The organism is Loktanella sp. SALINAS62 (assembly GCF_018263905.1).
In the GTDB taxonomy this organism is placed as follows: Bacteria; Pseudomonadota; Alphaproteobacteria; order Rhodobacterales; family Rhodobacteraceae; genus Loktanella.
Genome location: NZ_JAAFZU010000003.1, coordinates 1 through 20862, shown reverse-complemented (window position 1 = coordinate 20862; position 20862 = coordinate 1). Strand labels below are relative to the sequence as shown.

Annotated in this window: 16 protein-coding genes and 1 pseudogene; 10 read left to right on the top strand and 7 right to left on the bottom strand. The window is 61.3% G+C overall.

What is annotated here, in order from left to right; translation table 11 throughout:
- Nucleotides 1-31 precede the first annotated feature (31 nt).
- The gene (locus tag GZH79_RS03235; protein ID WP_211641790.1) at nucleotides 32-1078 is read right to left on the bottom strand and encodes a substrate-binding domain-containing protein; all 1047 of its coding nucleotides are present in this window, start codon (nucleotides 1076-1078) and stop codon (nucleotides 32-34) included.
- 41 nt (nucleotides 1079-1119) lie between these two features.
- A complete protein-coding gene (locus tag GZH79_RS03230) occupies nucleotides 1120-2097 on the bottom strand; it encodes a sugar phosphate isomerase/epimerase family protein (RefSeq protein ID WP_211641788.1) in 978 nt (325 codons plus the stop codon).
- 129 nt (nucleotides 2098-2226) lie between these two features.
- On the opposite strand from GZH79_RS03230, the pseudogene GZH79_RS03225 reads away from it, so the two are divergent.
- Nucleotides 2227-3050 (top strand): annotated as a pseudogene (locus tag GZH79_RS03225) (Tn3 family transposase); the annotation flags it as partial.
- 325 nt (nucleotides 3051-3375) lie between these two features.
- Nucleotides 3376-3546 (top strand): hypothetical protein, encoded by a 171-nt coding sequence (locus GZH79_RS03220; RefSeq protein WP_211641784.1) that lies wholly within the window; start codon nucleotides 3376-3378, stop codon nucleotides 3544-3546.
- A 1-nt stretch (nucleotide 3547) separates the two neighbouring features.
- Here the strand turns inward: GZH79_RS03220 and GZH79_RS03215 are convergent, their stop codons facing one another.
- Entirely contained in the window at nucleotides 3548-4597 is a 1050-nt protein-coding gene (locus tag GZH79_RS03215) for a LacI family DNA-binding transcriptional regulator (protein WP_249218955.1), read from the bottom strand.
- Between the two features lie 113 nt (nucleotides 4598-4710).
- Between GZH79_RS03215 and GZH79_RS03210 the strand changes: the two genes are divergently transcribed.
- The 5 genes from GZH79_RS03210 to ugpC all read left to right on the top strand — a co-directional run bounded on the left by GZH79_RS03210 (nucleotide 4711) and on the right by ugpC (nucleotide 11057).
- On the top strand, nucleotides 4711-6993 hold the full coding sequence (locus GZH79_RS03210) for an alpha-L-rhamnosidase (RefSeq protein WP_211641782.1): 2283 nt from the start codon (nucleotides 4711-4713) through the stop codon (nucleotides 6991-6993).
- A 50-nt stretch (nucleotides 6994-7043) separates the two neighbouring features.
- Nucleotides 7044-8318: an extracellular solute-binding protein gene (locus GZH79_RS03205; protein WP_211641779.1), complete on the top strand. Its 1275-nt coding sequence runs from the start codon at nucleotides 7044-7046 to the stop codon at nucleotides 8316-8318.
- Between the two features lie 67 nt (nucleotides 8319-8385).
- Nucleotides 8386-9246, top strand: coding sequence for a sugar ABC transporter permease (locus tag GZH79_RS03200; RefSeq protein ID WP_211641778.1), 861 nt, complete (start codon nucleotides 8386-8388; stop codon nucleotides 9244-9246).
- Nucleotides 9243-10067, top strand: coding sequence for a carbohydrate ABC transporter permease (locus GZH79_RS03195; RefSeq protein WP_211641777.1), 825 nt, complete (start codon nucleotides 9243-9245; stop codon nucleotides 10065-10067). Before GZH79_RS03200 ends, GZH79_RS03195 begins: the two co-directional genes overlap by 4 nt.
- Nucleotides 10068-10070: 3 nt before the next feature.
- Nucleotides 10071-11057: a sn-glycerol-3-phosphate ABC transporter ATP-binding protein UgpC gene (gene ugpC / locus GZH79_RS03190; RefSeq protein ID WP_211641776.1), complete on the top strand. Its 987-nt coding sequence runs from the start codon at nucleotides 10071-10073 to the stop codon at nucleotides 11055-11057.
- A 211-nt stretch (nucleotides 11058-11268) separates the two neighbouring features.
- Here ugpC and GZH79_RS03185 read toward each other — a convergent pair whose 3' ends face one another.
- Together GZH79_RS03185 and GZH79_RS03180 are read right to left on the bottom strand one after the other, a co-directional pair.
- A complete protein-coding gene (locus tag GZH79_RS03185) occupies nucleotides 11269-14382 on the bottom strand; it encodes a multidrug efflux RND transporter permease subunit (RefSeq protein ID WP_211641775.1) in 3114 nt (1037 codons plus the stop codon).
- A 9-nt stretch (nucleotides 14383-14391) separates the two neighbouring features.
- Nucleotides 14392-15540 (bottom strand): efflux RND transporter periplasmic adaptor subunit, encoded by a 1149-nt coding sequence (locus tag GZH79_RS03180; RefSeq protein WP_211641774.1) that lies wholly within the window; start codon nucleotides 15538-15540, stop codon nucleotides 14392-14394.
- Nucleotides 15541-15647: 107 nt separating this feature from the next.
- Between GZH79_RS03180 and GZH79_RS03175 the strand changes: the two genes are divergently transcribed.
- Nucleotides 15648-16250, top strand: a complete 603-nt coding sequence (locus GZH79_RS03175; protein ID WP_211641773.1) for a TetR/AcrR family transcriptional regulator — start codon at nucleotides 15648-15650, stop codon at nucleotides 16248-16250.
- A 204-nt stretch (nucleotides 16251-16454) separates the two neighbouring features.
- Here the strand turns inward: GZH79_RS03175 and GZH79_RS03170 are convergent, their stop codons facing one another.
- Together GZH79_RS03170 and GZH79_RS03165 are read right to left on the bottom strand one after the other, a co-directional pair.
- Nucleotides 16455-17525 carry an FUSC family protein gene (locus GZH79_RS03170; protein ID WP_211641772.1) on the bottom strand — a complete coding sequence of 357 codons (1071 nt, stop codon included), beginning with the start codon at nucleotides 17523-17525 and terminating at the stop codon, nucleotides 16455-16457.
- A 10-nt stretch (nucleotides 17526-17535) separates the two neighbouring features.
- A complete protein-coding gene (locus tag GZH79_RS03165) occupies nucleotides 17536-18690 on the bottom strand; it encodes an HlyD family secretion protein (RefSeq protein ID WP_211641770.1) in 1155 nt (384 codons plus the stop codon).
- Between the two features lie 109 nt (nucleotides 18691-18799).
- On the opposite strand from GZH79_RS03165, the gene GZH79_RS03160 reads away from it, so the two are divergent.
- Both GZH79_RS03160 and GZH79_RS03155 read left to right on the top strand, forming a co-directional pair.
- The gene (locus GZH79_RS03160) at nucleotides 18800-19288 is read left to right on the top strand and encodes a MarR family transcriptional regulator (protein ID WP_211641768.1); all 489 of its coding nucleotides are present in this window, start codon (nucleotides 18800-18802) and stop codon (nucleotides 19286-19288) included.
- Between the two features lie 146 nt (nucleotides 19289-19434).
- Nucleotides 19435-20862: efflux transporter outer membrane subunit (locus tag GZH79_RS03155; RefSeq protein ID WP_211641766.1), on the top strand; the 1428-nt coding region annotated here is incomplete at its 3' end.

The window sequence follows — 20862 nt, the reverse complement described above, 5'->3', positions numbered from 1 at the left end:
TGCCGAGTGGTCCCTGATCGATGGACTGGCCTTATTCGGCCAGCAGCATCTCGCGCAGCTTGTCGGTATCTTCGACCGAATACTGTTCGATGTTTTCGGAGGTGATCAGCGCCTGAGGAGTCGCCACCACACGCGGCAGATCTTGTCCGTCCAGAAGCCGCAATGCGACTTCCATCGCAACTTCGCCCGTCAGCACGGGAAAGCTGTCCACAGTGCCGGTCAGGTCTCCCGCACGGATCGAGTTGTAGGCATCCGAAATGCCGTCGGTGCCGAACACGGCTACCTGCTCTTGCAGATCGGCAGCACGCACCGCTTCGACCACACCCAAGGCCATGCCATCGTTGTTGGCATAGAACCCGATGAGGTCCGGGTGCTGTTGCAGGATGGTCGACGCCGAGTTGTAAGCCTCCTCTCGGCTCCAGTTCGCTGGAACGCTTGCCACAACCTCGAAACCGCTCGCTTCGTTGATCGTCGTCGTGAAGCCGTCGGTGCGCTGGCCTGCGGCAAACACCCCGGGCTGACCCTCGATAACCGCAACCTTGCCGCCTTCGGTATTGTCGATGAACCATTGGGCAACCCGGACGCCGTTGTCGCGCTGGACGTTGCCGACGTAGTGCTCGACCGAAGGGATCACCGCATCGTTCACGTTCACCACCGGCATGCTTTGTGATTGCGCTGCCTCAAGTGCCGGCTGCAGGTTGTTGTCGGTTTGCGGTGAGAACAGCAGAGCATCATAGCCCTGCAACATCATGTTCTCAGCGATCGACAGCTGGGCCAGCTGATCGCCTTCGCTCGGCGCCGCCTGATAGGCGAACTCGACGCCGAACTCTTCGGCGACGTTCTGATAGCCCTCCCCCAGCGAGCGCCAATATTCGTTGGTCAGCGTCTTGGAAACGCCACCGACCGCGGTGCCATCATCAGGGGCCGGGATCGGCCCGAACTCGGCTTCAAGCTGCGACCAGTCGATGCGGTCCTCCTCCTCGTCGGAGTTCAGGGGCGGCAGGTCTTGAGCCAGCGCCAGACCGGCGCTGCCCATAAAGGTTCCAGCAAGCAGGATTGTCTTCAGTGTCGTCGTCATTTGGGTCTCCTCCCTTTATGAAGATTTGCAGTTTCGTAAAGTTACCCCCCCGCGAGTATCCTCTGCACGGCGCGCTGTGAGCTTGGGGAATTCTGTTCGCCGATGGCCGATCGCAAGGCATTGTCAGCATCGACCTTTTCGGCCATCGCCATCAGTCGCTCGACCATTTCGATGTTTGCGGCACATTCCTCGACTGGGTCGATGCCCGAAGCGTCGGGGAAGGTATCGAAGTAGATGACGCCGTCGTAGCCGTCGCGCCGGATCTGGGTCAGCAGCTCCAGTGTCGCTTGGGGATGAACTGAGCCGACCATCAAACCATCATCACGCTTGCCGTAGCCATCATTCAGATGGACACCCAACAGGCGTGACCGGCGTGCGATGAGAGTAGCCGCAAAGGCGGGCATCTCGTCTGCATACAGGACGTGGGCGAAGTCGAGAGTGACGCCAAGGTTCTTCGATCCGGCCTCATCAATGGCCAAGAGAGTTGTCGCGGCATCAGGCAGAAGGGCGAAGGAGCGGGGTTCATTCGGCTTGTATTCTATTGAGATCATGCATTCCGGGGCATGATCCGCAACTTCGCGGATTGCGGTGACCTCATCTTCCCACATCTTCTGGTAGTCGCCTTGGAAACTGTAATCGAATCCATCTTGGCCCATCCAGAGAGTCATCAACGGAGCGCCCATTTCCAGCGCGGCATCGATGCCCTGCTTGGTGAGATCTATGGCCTCACGCCTGACGGCGGCATCAGGATTGGTGAAGGCGCCCAGCTTGAATGCAGGATTTGTGTAATAGCGCATGGCGAGACCGTTGATCTCGAGACCCATATCATTGATCTCGGAGCGGACACCCTTGGGGTCGTCAGAGACGTGGTCAGGATAATTCAAGTCAACATGGGTAAGTCCCTTCACCTTGGCAGCGCGACGCGCGGCCATCATGGGTGTGGGCTTGCCTTTGTGGTCTGGCCACTCAGCCTCCGCCTTGGCGGAAAAAGAGTTTAATCGGGTCGCGAAGCGAGTCATGAGCTATCCTCCTTGCTTCACGAATATATATATAGTTGTAAAGTTACAAGAGCTTTTTCGGGAACCGCCCGAAACTACTTGGACGTGCTCCATCACGATCGGCTCTGTCTTCGCGCATTCGCGGGCACCCTGCTCACGGAGATGGTCGATGGCACGGTCAGCCGGTTCGTCTGGCTGCGCCAATTCGAGATTGGTCAGAACTCGGCCGATGTTGGCGCCTCCTCGATCGGCTGGAGGTTCTGCGGGACCTGAATATCTCGCCAGATATTCTCGCGTGCATTCCACCCCATCGGGTGACCCGCCTGCGGCGTCAGGGCGAACGCTACTTTGCCGATGGTCTGCGTGACATCAGCAGCGACCGCCGCCAGGCCATTCTCGCGGTTTGCGCCGTCGAGTGGTGTGCCGCGATTTCCGACGTGGTGGTCGAGACCCATGACCGCATCGTCGGCAAGACCTGGCAGGGCGCGAAGAGGCTGTGCGACGCCAAAATCGCCGACGCAAAGGCGGCGGTGCAGGACACCCTGCGCGCTTTCAAGTCTCTCGGGTCGGCACTGCTGGACGCCAGAAGCAATGGGGCTTCCTTGGATCAGGCGACAGAGCTGGCTTGCGGATGGGATCGGCTCGAAGGGCTGGTCGCCACCGCCGCCGAGTTGACGGACACGATGGCCGCAGACCCATTGACCCATGTTGGCCAATGTTATCATCGGTTCCGGCGCTATGCCCCGCGCATGCTGCGCGTTCTCGATATCGAGGCGGCGGGTGTCGCAGCTCCCTTGCTGCAGGCGACTGCGCTGATCGCAGATGATGAAAAGCCCGAAACCCGCCCAGTTGGCTTTCTACGACGCGGCTCGAAATGGCACCGCCATCTGAACGCTGAGGACGGTGACGGCCATAGGCTCTGGGAGGTTGCGGTGCTGTTTCATTTGCGGGAGGCGTTCCGGTCGGGTGCCGTCGCAGCAGAGACAGATGGCACCACGGAGCTCGACTACAGACCTTCCGGCTTGCGCTTCACCTTCGAGGCCGCTTTGAAGTCAATCATTACTGACTGACATACCATGATGTCACGGGTCAGCAGCAAGATCAGCGAAGGACGTCCGCGATGAGTGGCCAGGACGCATAAGTCGTCCCAAAGCGAAAGCGATCATGGACCGGCACTTTGGCCTGTTCGCCCCAGTCGAGAGCGGGGCGTTCGCATACGGGTTCACATGTGACAGAGCTTGGCTTCGGCTCCTCGACCGGCTGTTCAGCGATTTGGATGTCATTCGTCGGGAAGATGACATGACCGATCTCAAGATCATTAAGGCCAAGAAAAAGTTCCGAGCGCTGTGGGTCTATGCGCAGGACGGCAACGCTCGCGTCAAAGAGCGGTTCTGGAGGGCGGAAGACGTGGCCTATGCAACCTGCGAGACCTGCGGCGGATCAACAATTCAGATTGTCCAACTGGTCTGACTTAAGAACTACTACGCAGCACAAGCTCTGGCTCCACCAGTATATGCTGTGGTGTCGCACGGCCGCCGATGCGGCTGAGCAATGTATCGGCGGCAAGACGACCGATTTCGGTCCCCCTTTGTTCGATGCTGGATAGACCTATCAGCGGAAGACCGGCCGCTGGTGTGTTGTCGTAGCCGACAATCGCAAGCTGGTTTGGCACATCGATACCGCGCACCTTCGCCTCATTCAAAAGCCGGACGGCGTGGATGTCGCTCCAGCAAAAGACACCTTGCGGCATTGGATCAAGATCAAGCAGATCGGCCAAACGCGGGCCGGCGCGGTCGGGGTGTTCCCGCATCCGCCAAACGCCGACCCTGTTTTCAAGGCCTGCTTCAGTCATTGCTTCAATATAACCTTTCTCGCGCTCGACATAGACGTCAAAATCGCCGTTCTTTCGCGGCAAGCTTGCCATTTGGATGTTTTCGCGACCGCCAGCGATCAGATGCGCGGTGGCCATGCGTGCGCCAAGCCGGTCATCTGAATTCACCGTATCAAAGGCGGTGGCGCCCGGTTCGTGATGACCGATGACGACCATGGGAATTTGTTTGGCATAGCTGGCCAACAGTTCACCCGACAGTCGCGGCGCGACAAGAATGACACCATCCATTTTCAGGTCAATCATCGCGTTGATCAGCGATTTCTCGATTGCCGCACGCGCCTCTCCCACGCTCATAAAGGCGCGATAGTTGGCTTCGCTCAGAACTTTCTGCGCGCCGTCCATCAGGCTGGGCAAGAACGGATTTCGCATCTCGACAAGCAAGACGCCAATGCTGAAAGTCCGACCGCGCATGCCGCGCGCTGCGGTGCTTGGACGGTAGGCCAGTCGATCGATCGATCGTTCCACTTTTTCACGCATGGCGTCACTGACACCATATGCGTTTCGCATCACCTTGGACACCGCAGCGACCGAGACACCAGCGTCCTGCGCCACGTGTTTGATGGTGATCTTTCCGCCGATCTTTGCCGATCCGTCAGTCATTGAATTCGCTCCTCGATCAGCATCTTTCAAAAGATACCCGAAATTTCACTTGAACAGCAAACAGCTTTGTATAATGATTTACGTATAACGGTCTACGCGGTGTGGGAGCACCGATTCGACGGGCCAAACGGGAGGAATGAAAAATGGCGCTGGACACCGGCAAATCATCTGTCGCGACATCGGGACTGACCCGCAGGACGTGGACGGGAACGGTCGTTGCACCCGATGCGGATCAAGGCGTCGGGTCACAGGCAAGCTTTGTCGCATCGACGTTCGACTGCCCGGATGGTGCCAGCCCGATCCTGCATATCTCGGCGCTGGGTCTTTACCGCGCTTTCATCAATGGCCGCAGGGTCGGGCAGGATTGCCTGACGCCGGGCTGGACCTGCTACGATAACCGCATCGCGTATCAAAGCTACGATATCAGTGAACTTGTGCAGGCAGGCGAAAACCGGATCGAGATCTGGCTGGGCGATGGCTGGTATCGGTCGCCCCTGATGTGGCCCGCGACGCTGATCGAGAATACGTGGGGCGACCGCATCGCCGCTCTTGCCGACGTGGTCGATGGCGACACTGTCCTGTGCAAGACCGATGCCGATTGGACCAGCGGGCTGCTTCCGATCACAAAGTCCGGCATCTACTGGGGCGAAGATCACGATGCCCGCATCGCACCCCAGACGACGGGCGGCGTTGCAGCACTCGACATCGACATGGACCTGTTCGTGGCGCAGGAAACGGGAACGGTGCAAGAGCTTGCTTCTTTGCAGCCGCAAAGCGACTGGGAAGCGGACGGCGCGCACATCTATGATTTTGGCCAGAACGTAGCGGGCTACCCCCGGATCACGGTGCGCGGGTCGGCAGGGGCAAAGGTCAGCATCGACTTTGGTGAAGTGCTGGCACAGGACGGCACCTGGGACAACCGCAACTACCGCGCCGCGCGGGCCGCGCTGACCTATACGCTGTCCGGTGACGGCGATCAGACGTGGTCGCCGATGTTTACGTTTCAGGGCTACCGCTATGCCCGCGTCCAGATCGAAGGCGATGCGGAACTGACGGATATTGTCTCTGTCCCGATCACATCGGTGCCTGAACTTGCCGGCGGGTTTACCTGTGGCATCGAAGCGGTCAACCGTCTGGTGCTGAATACGGTCTGGTCCCAGCGCGGCAACTTTATCGAAGTGCCAACAGACTGCCCGCAGCGCGACGAGCGTCTGGGCTGGACGGGCGATGCGCAGGTCTTTGCCGGCACAGCCTGCTGGCTGGCCGACAGCGAAACCTTTCTGCGCAAATACCTGCGCGACGTGATGCACGACCAGCGCGCAGACGGGGGGGTGCCGCATTTCTCGCCCGATCCGACGAACCGTCTGCATTCCATAGCCCCCGGCGACTGGGCCGGATCGACGGGGTGGGGCGACGTCATCACCGTGATGCCGTGGCAGCTTTACCTGCAATACGGTCGTACTGACGTGCTGCACGAGTGTTTTCCCGCGATGTTGAAATGGCTGGACTACCTGTGGTCCATCTCGGACGGTCCGATCATCCGGCCACATTCGGTCTGGGGGCAAAAGGGGTTCACCTTCGGCGACTGGCTCCAGCCCGTTGGCGATAACCGCAAGCCGCGTCCGACCATCGCGGACGATTGTGCGGCGACGATCTATCATGTCATATCAACCGACCTCGCGGCCAAGATCGCGCGGGTCATCGGCAACGACGCCGAGGCCGAGCGGCTGGAAGGGCGGGCTGCGGACATCCGTGACGCGTTCACGCAAGAGTATTTTTCGGCCACCGGCCGCTTGGCGCACAACGACCAGACCTCTTATGCGCTGGCGTTTCTTTATGATCTGGTCCCCGAACAGCACGTCGCGGCGGCAAAAGCCTATTTCCGTCGGACCATCGAGGACGCGAATTATCTGATCGGCACCGGTTTCATCGGCACGCCCGCGCTTTTACCTGCACTGGCCAAGCTGGGCATGAATGATCTGGTCGCAAAGGTGTTCCTGAACCGCGAGGTGCCGGGCTGGCTTTATCAGGTCGACAAGGGTGCGACGACGATCTGGGAACGCTGGGACGCGCTGGGTCCGGACGGGGAGATCTACGATCCGATGATGAACAGCTACAACCACTACGCCTACGGGGCGGTGTGCCAGTTCCTGTTCGAACAGGTCGCTGGTGTCCAACCGACCGAGGAGGCGCCGGGTTTTGACCGCGTCAGGTTGGCCCCCACAATCCTGCCTGAATTGGGGCATGTCGAGATGTGGCACGACTGCCGGCATGGCCGCATCGCCGCAAAGTGGAGCATCGCGGGGGACACGGTGACCTATACCGTCACGTTGCCGGAGGGCTGCGAGGGCGTGGCGGACGCAGCGATCGGGGGAGGAACCTACGGGCCCGGAACACACGAGATCACGTTCGATCTGAACGGATGACAGTCAACTGGAGGAGAGCCGGTGCAAGCCGGCTAAAAAGGGAGAGAGACATGAAAGCACGATTTACAAGTCTGACGGCGATGGCCTTGGCGCTTGGCGCGACCGGTGTATCGGCGCAAGAGCTGAGCATCCTGATCGACAACACGCCGGCGAGTTCCGGTGCGTTTACAGCGCTGACCGAAGCCTACACCGCCAAGAACCCGGACGTGACATTCGATATCGAGGTGCGGCCCGGTGGCGGCGAGGGTGACAATATCGTCAAGACCCGCCTCGCGACCGGCGAGATGACCGATATCTTCAGCTATAACTCTGGTTCGCTGTTTCAGGCGCTACGGCCGTCCCGGACACTTGTGCCGATTAACGACATTCCCAACCTCGACAATCTTAACGAGTCTTTCCTGCAAACCGTCGCTGATGGTGACGGCAACTACTACGGTGTGCCATACGAGGCGGCCATGGGTGGCGGCATCCTGTATCACGTGCCCACCTATGAGGAGCTGGGGCTTGAAGTGCCGCAGACCTGGGATGAATTCATGGCGAACAATGCGGCCATTGCAGAGCAGACGGACAAGGCCCCGGTGATTCAGACCTACCGCGACACCTGGACCAGCCAGCTTTTCGTTCTGGCCGACTACTATAACGTCCAGTCACAAGAACCCGGATTCGCGGACGCCTACACCGCGAACGAAGCAAAATATGCCACCACGCCTGCCGCGCAAGCCGGTTTCGCGCGTCTTCAGGAAGTCTACGAAGCTGGATATCTGAATGAAGATTTCGGGGCCGCAAACTTCGACGACGGTGTCCGCATGGTCGCTACCGGTGAAGGCGTGCATTATCCGATGCTGACGTTCTCGCTTGCGAATATCGAACAGAACTATCCGGATTTGATTGATGATGTCGGCTTCTTCGCTCAGCCCGGTGAAAGCGTCGATGCCAACGGTCTGACCATCTGGCTGCCTGCTGCGGCCTATATTCCGCAGACCAGCGAAAACGTTGAGGCCGCCAAGGACTTTTTGAACTTCATGGCTTCCTCCGAAGGCTGCGCGGCAATCGTGTCGGCCAACGGTGCCACGGGTCCGATGCTGGTCGAAGGCTGTGAATTGCCCGACAGCGTGCCGCGCGCGGTCAGCGATATGCTGCCCTACTTCAATGAAGAAGGCCGGACCGCACCTGCGCTCGAATTCCTGTCACCTGTTAAGGGGCCAGCGCTCGAGCAACTGACTGTCGAAGTCGGAAGCGGAATCCGCGACGCGCAAAGCGCCGCTGAGCTTTACGATGCGGACGTCACCAAGCAGGCGCGTCAACTCGGCCTGCCGAACTGGTAAGGTTTCCTCCCGAGACGCTCCGCCGTGACTTCGGTCGCGGCGGGGCTCTCATGAAAGGATGCGCGGCATGACCCAGAAATCCCCCTATCCCTATTGGTTCTTTCTGCCTGCGGCAGTGATCTTTCTGGGGCTGTTCATCGTTCCGACGGTGGCGTCCTTCTACTTTAGCCTGACCTACTGGGACCCGTTCGAGGCCCGGTTCGCGGGCTGGGACAACTATGTTCAATTCTTTTCCGAGCCGTTCCTGATCCGCGGCACGCTCAACACCCTGTTCTTCGCCTTCGTCACTTCGGTGCTCAAGACGATACTGGGCCTGTTGCTCGCGGTCCTGCTCACCTCTGGTATTTTTGGCCAAAGCTTTCTGCGGTCGGTCGTGTTCTTTCCGGTGCTGGTTTCTACCATCGGTGTTGGAATCCTGTTTCAGGAACTGATGCACCCGACCGAAGGCGCGATCAACGTCGCACTGGCGGCCATCGGGATCGACGGACCGGGTTGGCTGACCAATCCATCACTCGCTCTCTTTTCGGTCGCACTGGTCGACGTCTGGCGCGGCGTCGGATTGGCGACGCTGATTTATATCGCCGGGTTATCCACGATCCCGAACGACTATTACGAGGCCGCCCGGATCGACGGCGCGACGCGCTGGCAGTTGTTCTGGCGCGTGACCGTTCCCTTGGTGTGGCCAGCGACCACGACCGTCATCATCCTGTCGCTGATCGGTGGCTTGCGCCTCTTCGACCTGGTCTGGGCGATGACGCGCGGCGGTCCCGGATTTTCATCCGACGTTCTCGCATCGGTGATCTATAAACAGTATCAAGCCGGGTTCTGGGGGCTATCGACGGCAGGCAACGTCATCCTGTTCCTGCTGATCGCGCTGATCGTCGCCCCCTTGGCGTGGTGGCTGAACAGCAAGGAGCTTGACGCATGAGACGCGGACAACTCTTCGGCGGCATCGCCGCACTGGCCATCGCGACGGTCGTCTTTATCCTTCCGTTCCTGTTTGTCTTCCTAAACGCGGCCAAGTCCCCGTCAGAGGCCAGCCAGCCCAGCTTTGCCTGGCCCAGCGAATGGCAGTTTTGGCAAAACCTCGTCGACGTGGTGCAGGTGCGCGACTACGCGCTGCTGCTGGCCTACTTCAACTCCATCGTGATTACCGTCGGTGCGATAGCCCTGCTGGTGATCTTTGCCGCCATGGTCGGCTACGTTCTGCAGCGGCGGCCAAGCCGGGTCAGTCGCGTGGTCGGTTTCGTTGCGCTGACCGGGCTGATGATCCCGCCTGCCGTCGTTCCGACGATCTGGCTGCTGCAAGAGATCGGGTTGTTCAAGACGCTTCACGGCATGGTTCTGATCCAGGTCGCCTATGGGCTCAGCTTTTGCATCCTGCTGTTTCGCGCCTTCGTGGCTTCGATCCCGCGTGATCTGGACGAGGCGGCGATCGTGGATGGTGCGACTCCCTTGCAGGTCTTCTTTCGCGTGATCCTGCCGCTTCTCAAGCCGGTGACGCTGACCGTGATCGTGGTGCAGTCGATCACCATCTTCAACGACTTTACCCACCCGCTGTATTACCTGCCGGGCAGCGAAAACATCACGGTGCAACTGACGCTTTACAACTTCCAAAGCCAGTTCACGTCTCAGCTGAACCTGTTGTTCATGAACATCCTTCTGATCACGATTCCGCCGCTGCTTGTCTTCATCTTCTTCAATCGCCAGATCGTGTCCGGAATGACCTCCGGCGCGGTGAAAGGATAACTCATGACCCAAGTCTCGCTTCATGATTTGCGCAAGTCCTTTGGCGCGCACGAGGTCATCAAGGGCGTCGATCTCGATATCGCGGATGGTGAGTTCTGCGTCTTTGTCGGGCCGTCGGGGTGCGGGAAATCAACGCTCTTGCGGATGATCGCGGGCCTTGAAGGCGTCACGTCCGGCACGGTCGACATCGGCGGGCAGGATGTGACCCACGCAGAGCCATCCAAACGGGGCATTGCGATGGTGTTCCAGTCCTACGCGCTTTATCCGCATCTGACCGTGCGCGAAAATATCGGCTTCGGGTTGAGCCTTGCGCGCAAGCCAAAGGCCGAGATTGCGCAAGAGGTGGAAAAAGTCGCGGACATCCTGCAACTGGGTCCGTTGCTGGACCGCAAGCCAAAGGCGCTGTCCGGCGGACAACGCCAGCGTGTCGCCATCGGGCGCGCCATCGTGCGCAATCCCGGCGTGTTCCTCTTCGATGAACCGCTGTCCAACCTCGACGCGTCCCTGCGCGGGCAGATGCGGATCGAACTGACAGACCTCCACGCTCGCTTGGGCGCCACAATGATCTACGTCACACACGATCAGGTCGAAGCGATGACGATGGCCGACAAGATCGTCGTCCTGAACGCGGGCCGGATCGAGCAGGTCGGAACACCGATGGACCTTTACGAAAAACCCGCGACGCCCTTCGTGGCGGGGTTCATCGGGTCGCCCAAGATGAACCTCTTCGAAGGTCGTGTGGCCGAACAGCAGGGCTGTGATGTCTACGGTATCCGACCTGAACATCTGACGGTGTCCGATGACGAAGGTCGCTGGAAAGGCACCGTGCGCCACGTGGAACGGCTGGGGGCGGATACGATCCTGCATGTCGAGGCCGAAGACATCGGAACGTTTCTGGCGCGGATCGAAGGGCATCGCAGTTACCGCCCCGGCGCAGTCGTTTACGCGACACCGGATCCGGCGCGCGAATTCCGCTACACGTCGCGCTGACCCTCAGCTGATATAACAGGCAGAAGAAACACACAGATGTGGCTACGCACTTATAACGGTGGTTTGTAAGCGCTAAAAATCGTTCAATCAGGAGGCGAGCGCCTCAGGGCCGAGTGGTCGAAGTCTGCCCGACTGCCGAATGACGGCAGTGCGGACGAAGCAGTCTTTCGGCGAAAGCTGCCCGAGGCAGGAATGCTGGCGCTGCGAAGCATCACCCGTCGACAGTGCGCGGCCTCCTCCGCAAGCGACCGACGAGCCCAAGAACCGCCACATAGAACACGGGCACCAGGAAAATCCCTATGACTGCCGCGGCCATCATGCCACCCAAGACTCCGATGCCGATGGATTGCTGCGCCGCAGCTCCCGCGCCGGTTGCTATTGCCAGGGGCAGGACGCCGAACATGAAGGCCAGGGTCGTCATCAGGATCGGCCGCAGGCGCATGCGGGCAGCATTCGTCGCAGCCTCGACCAGCGACTTCCTTTCGCGGCGCTGCTCTTCGGCGAATTCGACGATCAGGATCGCGTTTCGCGCGGCCAAACCGATCGTGGTGAGCAGCCCCACCTTGAAGTAGACGTCGTTGAGCTGCCCGAAGAACAATGCCGCGCCGATGGCACCGAAGATCCCGACCGGCACCGTCATCATGACGGCCAGCGGCAGAGCCCAGCTTTCGTAGAGGGCCGCGAGGGCGAGGAAGACGACGAGGGCGGACAGCGCATAAAGCAGCGGCGCCTGGTTGCCCGAAAGGCGCTCTTGGTACGACAGCCCGGTCCATTCGACCGCGAACCCCTCATCAAGGCTGGCAACCAGTTCCTCCATGGCCTCCATCGCATCGCCCGAGGATACGCCTTCGGCGGGTGTGCCGGTCAGGTTCAGGCCCCGCGTCGCCGCGAACCTTTCGATGGATTGCGGCTGTTCATCCCAGATGAGGGAGGTGAACGCCGCGAGCGAAACCATCTCGCCGCTGTCGTTGCGGGCATACCAGCCGCCGATATCCTCGGGTTGGGATCGCGCCTCGGCCTCGCCCTGGACGATGACGGGGCGCAGGTCGTCGTTCATCGGGAAATCGCCCACGTCGCGGCCGCTGAAGATCAGCGACAGCATCGAATTGACGTTGGCAACGGAGAGGCCGAACGCCGCCGCCTTCTGCTGGTCGATGTCGATCCGCAGCGAGGACTGCGCGGGATTGTCGTTGCCCCGCAGGTTGGTCACGCGCCCGTCCTGCTGCGCCATCGCCACGATCTCGTTCGCGGCCTCGGCCGTCCGTTCGGCGCCCTGTCCGCCCTGATCGACCAGATACATCGAGAAGCCGGCGGTCGCACCCATCCCCTGGATGGCGGGCGGTTGCAGGGCGTAGACGGTCCCGGATCTGCTGTTGAGGTAGAAGTGCTGATTGATCTGCCCCGCCAGGCTCTCCGCGCTGGTCCCTTCGCGCTCGGCGTAGTCTTCCAGCTTGACGAACAGCATGGCGGCGCTCTGACCCGAGCCGCTGAAGCTGAACCCCATCACGCCGAAGACCGAGTCGACCGACGCCGCCTGGTCGTTCAGCAGATGGTTCTCGACCCGCTCGACAAGCGCCTCTGTCTTGGGCGCTGTCGACCCGTCGGGCGCCTGCACCATAACGATCAGAACGCCCTGATCTTCCTGCGGGATGAACGAGCTGGGCAGTCGATCGTAGAAGAACAACGCCCCGGCGGTGATGGCGGCCAGCACGACCAGCATGCTGAAGGGCCGTCGGATCAGGAACGAGACCGAGCGGCCATAGCCGGAGGTGGCCCGGCTCAGAGAGTTGTTGAACCACCGCGCAGGTGCGAAGCGCGTGCGGTGGCTGCTTTGCTTGAGCAGCGTGGCGCACATCGCCGGGGTCAGGATGACCGCGACGCCCAGGGACAGGATCATGGCCGTGATGATCGTGACCGAGAACTGACGGTAGATCGCTCCGGTCGATCCGGTCATGAAGGCCATCGGCAGAAAGACCGCCGACAGGACCAGCACGATGCCGACGAGCGCCGAGGTGATCTCTCTCATGCTCTTCTCGGTTGCCGCAACGGCATCGAGGCCTTCCTCGTCCATGATCCGCTCGACGTTCTCGACCACCACGATGGCGTCGTCGACCAGCAAGCCAATCGCCAGAACCAGCGCGAACATCGTCAGCGTGTTGATCGTGTAACCGAAGAGCAGCAGCACGCCGAACGTCCCCAGCAGCACCACCGGCACGGCGACGACGGGGATCAGCGTGGCGCGCCAGCTTTGCAGGAAGACGAAGATCACGAGGAAGACGAGGATCACGGCCTCGATCAGCGTGTGATAGACTTGGTTGATGGATTCCTCGATGAAGGGCGAGGTGTCGTAGGGATAGACGATCTCGACCCCGTCTGGCAACGCGCCGGCCAAGCTGTTTAATGTCTCGCGCACCGACTCGGCTGTTGCCACGGCGTTCGCACCCGGGGCGAGCGAGACTGAGAAGCCGGCTGCAGGCTGGCCGTTGTATCGCCCGCCGGTGCCGTAGGTTTCCTGTCCAATGACGATCTCGGCGACATCTCCGAGGAACACGGTGGATCCGTCCTGCGCTGTCCTGAGCAGGATACGCTCGAACTCCTCCACTGTCGTCAGCTGCGACTGCGCCGACAGCGCCACCGTCATCTGCTGGCCCTTGGGGATCGGCTGGCTTCCCAGCTGTCCGACGGTGACGTTGGTGTTCTGGTCACCGATGGCGGACGTCACGTCGGCAGGGGTCACGCCGTATTGGACCATCTTCATCGGATCCATCCAGATCCGCATGGCATAGCCCGCTCCGAAGAGTTGAACCGAGCCGACGCCTTCAAGGCGCTGCACCGGGCCGACGATCCTGCTGGTCACGAGGTCGCCGAGTTCCAGCGCCGGGCGGTTTCCGTCCGGAGCCGTCAGCGCGGCCACGAGGAGAGTCGAGCTTGTCGACCGCGAGACAGAAACGCCGTTCTGCTGCACGATGGCCGGAAGCTGCGCCGTGACGCGTTGCATCGCGTTCTGGACCTGAACCTGAGCGATATCGGGGTCCACGCCATCTTCGAAGGTCAGGACGACACTGGCGCTTCCCGACGAAGAAGACGAGGTCATGTAAGTCAGGTCCTCGATCCCCGTGAGCGCATCCTCGATAACCGTTGTAACCGAGTTCGCGACCACATCCGCCGTCGCTCCACTGTAGCTGGCACTCACGTTGATGGTCGTGGGCGCGATCTGCGGATACTGCTCGATCGGGAGCCGCGACAGGCTGATCGCCCCCAGCAGCATCACGAGAACGGCGATGACCCATGCGAAAACGGGACGGTGGATAAAGAACTGCGCCATGATGCCCTGCTATTCCCGCCCGGCTTCGGCCGAGGGATTTTCCCGGTCCCGGACAACGCCGTCCTCGTCGAGCAGGACGGGAACGGTCTGCACCTCGAGGCCCGGCGCCAGGTTCGCCAGCCCGTCGACCGCGAGCAGCTCTCCGGCCTCGACGCCGTCGGTCACGACCCAGCCGTGGTCATGGGTGCCCTGCTCCTGCAGCGTTCGCCGCTCGGCTGTGCCGTCGACCACGACCCAGCCTGTCAATTCGCCGGTCGGCGTGCGCAGGGTCGCGGATTGCGGGACGATGATCGCTTCTGTCGACCCCAGCGTTACCTCCGAGCGGACGAACATGCCCGGCAGAAGGATCTGGTGCGGGTTTTCGAACTGGAACCGGATCGCCCTTGATCCTGTCGTCTCGGACACGCTCTGGCTCGTGGCGATCATCTGCCCGGCCGCCTCGTATTCGCGACCCGTCTCGAGCGTAAGGGTCGCCATGATGTCTTCGGCTATCTGCAGGCGGTCGCTCGATACGTCTTCGATCAGCGACAGGATGCGGGAAGACGGGGCCAGGATCTCGACGTCGATCGGATCGAGCCTTGTGACCGTCGCGAGAGCATCCGCCTGGCCGGCCACGACCAGATCCCCCACGGAGATGGTCGCGAAGGAGGCGACGCCTTCGAACGGGCTCGTCACAGTCGTCCGCTCCAGGTCAGTCTGCGCAAGGTCGCGTGCGACCGTCGCCGATTGCAATGAGGCCCGCGCCTGCTCCATGGCGCTGCGCGCCGTATCGAGCTGGGCCTGCGATGCGCCCGTTCCCAGCAATTGCTCCGACCGCTGAAACGCCGCTTCGGCCTCGCGCACGGAGGCCTGCGCCGAGGCGAGATCGGCCTCGGCCGCCCTGAGGTCCGCCTCGTAGGTTGCCGGGTCGATCCGGAACAACGGATCTCCTGCTTCGACCATCTCGCCTGGGCTATAGAGGATCTCGTTCACCGTGCCGCCGACCCGTGGCCTGATCGACACCTCTGCCGAGGCAATGGCACGTCCTGGCTCGACCAGCGTCCGCGGCACCGACTGCGTTCCAAGCTCGATCACTCCGACGGTCGGAGGCGGCATCTGGGCCTGGGTGGCGGTCGCCATGAACACGAATGCGAGCATGTGCCTGGGTCGAAAAACCATTGTATGTCCTCACGCGGTCCGGCGGGTGGCAGGGTCGTCTTGGGGCGGACCTTTCACAAAATTGCACTCTGTGCAATAACCTGATCGGAACGTGATGGAGGTTCAGTATGTCCGAGGCGAAGAGGCCGACACAGAGCAAGCGCACAAAGACCGCGCGCGCCATTCAGCGCGCGACCCTGCACCTTGCCGCGAGCCTCGGGTATGAGGTCATGACGATCGACATGATCGCCGAGCGTGCCGGAATAAGCCGCCGCACCTTCTTCAATCACTATCAGAACAAGCATGAGGCCCTCGCGGGCCCGAAGCTCGACGAGTTCGGCTCGCATCTCGACTGGTTCGTGGAATCAAACGGCTCGCTCCTGCCGGACCTGAAACGGCTGATGAGGCAAATCCTCACCGACGCATCCCCCGAGCGCTCGGCCGTGCGTAATATCGGCAAGATCCTGAAAGAATCGCCCCATCTTCAACCGGTCTTCAGCGCGCTGATCGACAATCTCGCGCGCGAACTGCAGTCCCTCCTTACCCGGCGATGGGGAGCTGACGCGCACGTGATCGCGAGCCTGATCGCCCGGCTCGTCGCCCATGCAATCGCACTTTCCTTCCAAAGCTGGACGGTGGGAGACGATCTCACGGTCGAACAGATCGCAGATGATGCGATCCATAAAATCAGTCTGGCACAAGAGGCGCTACGCCCCCACGAACTGGGGTAGTTGCGATTCAATCGAACAGCATCGCAAGTCGCGGCGCGGAAACATCATCAATGTGACGGGCCGATCCGGGAGAAATTCGTACAAACAGTGGATGCGAAATGCGCCGACGGAAGCACGGTCGGTTTGGGCTCGATCCGGAAGTTCGCCGCGCGGTGCTTGGACGGCCGGATGGCGGACGAAGCTGCCGTTCGGCGGCACTTGCCATCAAAGTTCCTGTCCGAGACGACGGCGCTGGACTGCGGGGTGTGGGCTGTAGTTGTCGGCGTGCCGTATCGGCGAAAGCAACACCCATTCCAGAAAGGCGACAAGGAACGCGGCGCCGATCGAACCGGCGAATGTCAACGCGACGCGAACAAGCACTGCCGCGTCCGGTGATCCGCTGGAAAGAACCGTAGCCACGATGCTCACGGCGGCCGAGGCCGCGAATTGGTAAACCGATGCCGACCGTTTGCCATCGATCATTCTCTCCCCAAAATAGAACGTGACCAGAAAGACGAGGCAGAGAAGGACGACGAAGTGAGCCGAGACCAGCATCATGAAAGCCAGGATACCGACGGCGGCAATGGCACCGTAGAAAGTCGCGAGACTCCGTTCTCCGGCCTCGGCGAACGCCTCTTCCCGGGTCGGAAAAATCAGCGGGAAGACGGCCGCGACCGCAAGGATGAGATCCGACACGGGTAGGACAGCGTAAAACCAAAAGCACAGCCCGAGTGTCACGATGGCCCGGATGAGAGAGCCTGCGCCATGATGACCCGCGGACGGACGGGGTGCGTCTTCGTGCTTCTCCCGCGTTGCGGTCGGCAACAGGAGATATAGGGCCGGAATGATCACGAGCGCGACGCCGCAGCCGAGCAAGAAACCGTCCCGGAAAATGTTGAGCAGCGCCGGGGTTTCCATACCTGCGATCGACATCATGACTGCGGCAACGATAATCAACATGCCAACACCGCTGCCGGTGCGCCGTGTCGCGTAATAGCCCAGAAACAATACCAGCCCCATCACGACCAGCATGAGGGCGGGGATCGGTCGCACGATGGCCACCAGGCTCGCCATCAGCCAGACCATCACGCCGAAAGCGATAGGTGCGCTGATCGCACGGACAAAATTGAAGCCTTTGCGCTGTCCGGCAACAAGTCCGAACGGCAGGACCGCGACAATGGCCCCCATGATCGGGTTGATCAGAGCCATGGCGAGGTAGCTCGCAACGACGACCAAGCCGAGACGCACTGCGAAAAGCGGGTCGTCTTCGCGCTTGGGACGTGGAGGAACATACATACGCGGCGCCTCAGTAAAGTGCGCTCAGGTAGCTGCCAAGCTGCTGGAGAACGGCAGCTACCCGCGTGACGAAATGGTTGTCGTCGGTGGCATGTATGAGGACCCCGGCCTTGCCACCCAGCCGAGCCTTTGACGGCCACGCCTCCATCCCGCCATCAAGCACGATGCGAACCGGCATCTTGCGCGCTGGCTCGAACCATTGGTTCGATGGTGCATTGATCGGCAAGCCGCCGGATTCCGAGCGGCCGGGATTGATGCCCCACCCGATGGAGTCCACCCTGCCCTCGAAGACCCGGCCTGGAAGCGCGTCGAAGGTGATCGTAACCGCATCTCCTGCATTCACGTTGAGCAGCTGGTTTTCCCGCAGATCTGCGGTGATCCACACCGCGTCCGCATTGATGAAGGTCACGACGCCCGCTCCGGCATTCACGAACTGCCCCTCGGTCAGGTGCAAGTTCGTCACCAGACCCAGAGATGGAGCGACCACCGTTGTGCTGAGCAGATCGTATTCCGCCTGCTCCAAGGCAAGCCCGGCTGCCCGGATAGCTGTGTTCTCTTCCCCCTGTGCGCCAAGTTGCTGCCGGGCGCTCTCCGCATTGGCCTCGGCCGCGGTGATCGTCGCCTCGGCAGAGTCGAGGGCGGCTTGGGCCTGATCTCGAACTTGCGTCGATACGATCCCGCGCTCCAGGAGCGATTGCTGGCGCTCGGCGGTGCGACGCGCGTCCTCCGCGTTCACCCGCGCTTGGGCGACTTGGGCCTGGGCTGCCTCTATCTGCGCCGAAGACGCGGCAACACCCTGAACGGCTTGGGCGAGATTGGTGCGGGCCGCCTCGACTGCGATCTCGAATGATCGAGGGTCCATCCGGAATAGCGTTTCACCCTGCTCCACGATGCCGTTGTCCGGGGCCTCCACCGCGACAACACGACCGGAGACCCGCGGCGCGACCTGCGTCACGTTCGACGAAACGATCCCCCGAGAGGTGCCGGGGGCGAAGTGGTCCGATGCCGCCGTCCAATAGAGAGTGCCGCCAAGGAGCGCGAATACAGCAAGCATAATGAACAGGGGCGCCCGCCTTCTTGGAGCCCCCTCCGGGGTGGCGCTGCCGGGCTTTGCGTTCTCGGCAGGGACGGCCGGGAGGACGTCGTCAAGTTCGCGGTTCGACATGATTGCATCCAGCGGTTGGGAAAGTGAAAAACATCTTGCGCGGAAGATAAGCCCCCACTATCTTCCACGCAAGGTGTTTTCGAGACTGCGGTCGAAAAGGGGAGACAAGATGCGCTCGGACGAAATTCTGGAAGAAATCCGGAAGAACTGGCCGGAGGTGCTCACGCACCGCACTGCGGCGACCCTGCTCGCTCACAGGCTGCTGAGGCACCCGATAGCCACCAGAGAGGAGGTCTTGCGACGGCACGACCTGGCTCAAGCAGAGTTTGCTCTGCTCTTCGCTCTGCGTTGCGCCCCGCCTCCGCACGAGGTGCTGCCAACGACGCTCTATCCGCGACTCCTCATCTCGTCCGGTGGCCTGACCAAGCTTGTCAAACGGCTTGCCGATCGTGGCTTGCTCAGGCGGCCGGATGCCTCGGGCGACCGCCGCGTGCGCCCGGTCGGTTTGACCTCCACAGGGCGCGACCTGATCGAGACCGTCGTGGGGGACCTCCGTGAGGACGTTGCCACCCAGTCGCTGAATGATGCCGATTTCGCGGAAGTCGAGCGGGCGCTCTCCGACCTGATGCGGAAGCTGGAGCGCGCGTCGGCGGACTGATTGTCAAGCCGCGTCGGCGCGGCGTCACCAGAATGCACCCTACGCCTACGGTCTTGTCGGACGGTAGGGCACTTTCTTGCGCCGCCATTTCCCATCCACCTCTGCACTCTCGGCGTGCAATCAACAAACAAGAAACAGGCAGGCTCATGCACTCGAATTCGCTCTTTTCCACTTTTCTCATACCTCTCGCACTGGCCGGTTGTGCTCAGGTCACCGACACCTCGCCGCCGGCTTTGGGTTTGGCTCCCGCCATCACGAAGCCGGGGCCCGGGATCGCGGGGGATGTTTCAGAACAAGCCTGGTGGGAGAGCCTGGGCGACAAGAAGCTGAATACTATGGTAAGGGGCTCGCTCGAACAGAACCTGTCGCTCCAGGCTGCGGTTTCGCGAATTGCTCAGGCTCAGGCCAATCTTGATGGCACTGGCATCTCATCGGCATTGTCTGGCGGCGCAACGGCGCAGGTGCGGCGATCAGGATCAGAGAACGGGCCGACTTCGGAGGTCCGCTCAGCGGGGATTTCGCCATCCTTTTTTATCGACCTTTTCGGCGCCACGAAGCACACCAGAGACGCGGCCACGGCCCAGCTGGAAGCTTCAGAGCTCGACCTTGGCACCGCCCGGCTCTCGGTAGTCTCCGGCGTTGTTGGTGCCTATGTGCAAGCGCGTCACTTGCAGAAATCCGTGCATGTCAAGAAAGAGGCTGTGGAAAAGCATCGCGCGGTCACGGAGATGGAGGTAGAGAAGACACGCCTTGGAGCGGGCACCGAACTCTCCGCGGCGCAGGCTCGTCTTTCACTGGAGCGTGCCGAAAAGGACCTGGTCGACCTGGAGACGGGATATCGCAATACGGTCTACGCCCTGGCCACGCTACTGGCCCAACCCTCCGATGATGTAATGGCAAGCATGAGCAAGGCTCAGCCCTTGCCCACGCCACCGAGTGAACAGGGCGCGATTCCGGTCGACCTCCTCCGGAATCGACCTGACGTTCGTTCCGCCGAGGCGGTCCTTGCTGCCGCCGCAGCTTCCGTTGGCGTCGCCGAGGCACAGTTATATCCTGCCCTTACTCTGTCGGGAAACCTTTCCACGGCTGCCGGCATAGGGAGTTGGGGCTTCGGGCCTGCGCTCTCGTTGCCCATCCTGAATCAGCCCGCCCTGCGGGCCAATGTGCGCGGCTCTGAGGCCGCGATGGAACAAGCCCATATAGCATGGAAATCGGCGGTTCTTGCGGCGGTCGAGGACGCTCGGAGGGCAACCAACAGCTATGAGGGCGCAAAGCGCGCGGTGGCGACTGCGGAAAACGTGCGCAGGACGCAGCAGGAGGTCGTAGAACTTGCTGAGTTCTCGCACGAACTCGGCAATAGCCCGTTCTCGGAGGTGCTCGATGCCCGGTCCGGACTCGACGACGCGAAGCTGGCAGTACTCACCGCGAGGCGGGATCGAGTGCAAGCCTGGAGCGAGCTGCAAGTGGCGACTGGCCGCGGCTGGGCGAGGGAGTGTCATGAACTCTGTGTATCTGGTCTGGCGCATGCGGGTTTCAGATACAGTTACGCATTGAAGCGATCTTCGAACATGATA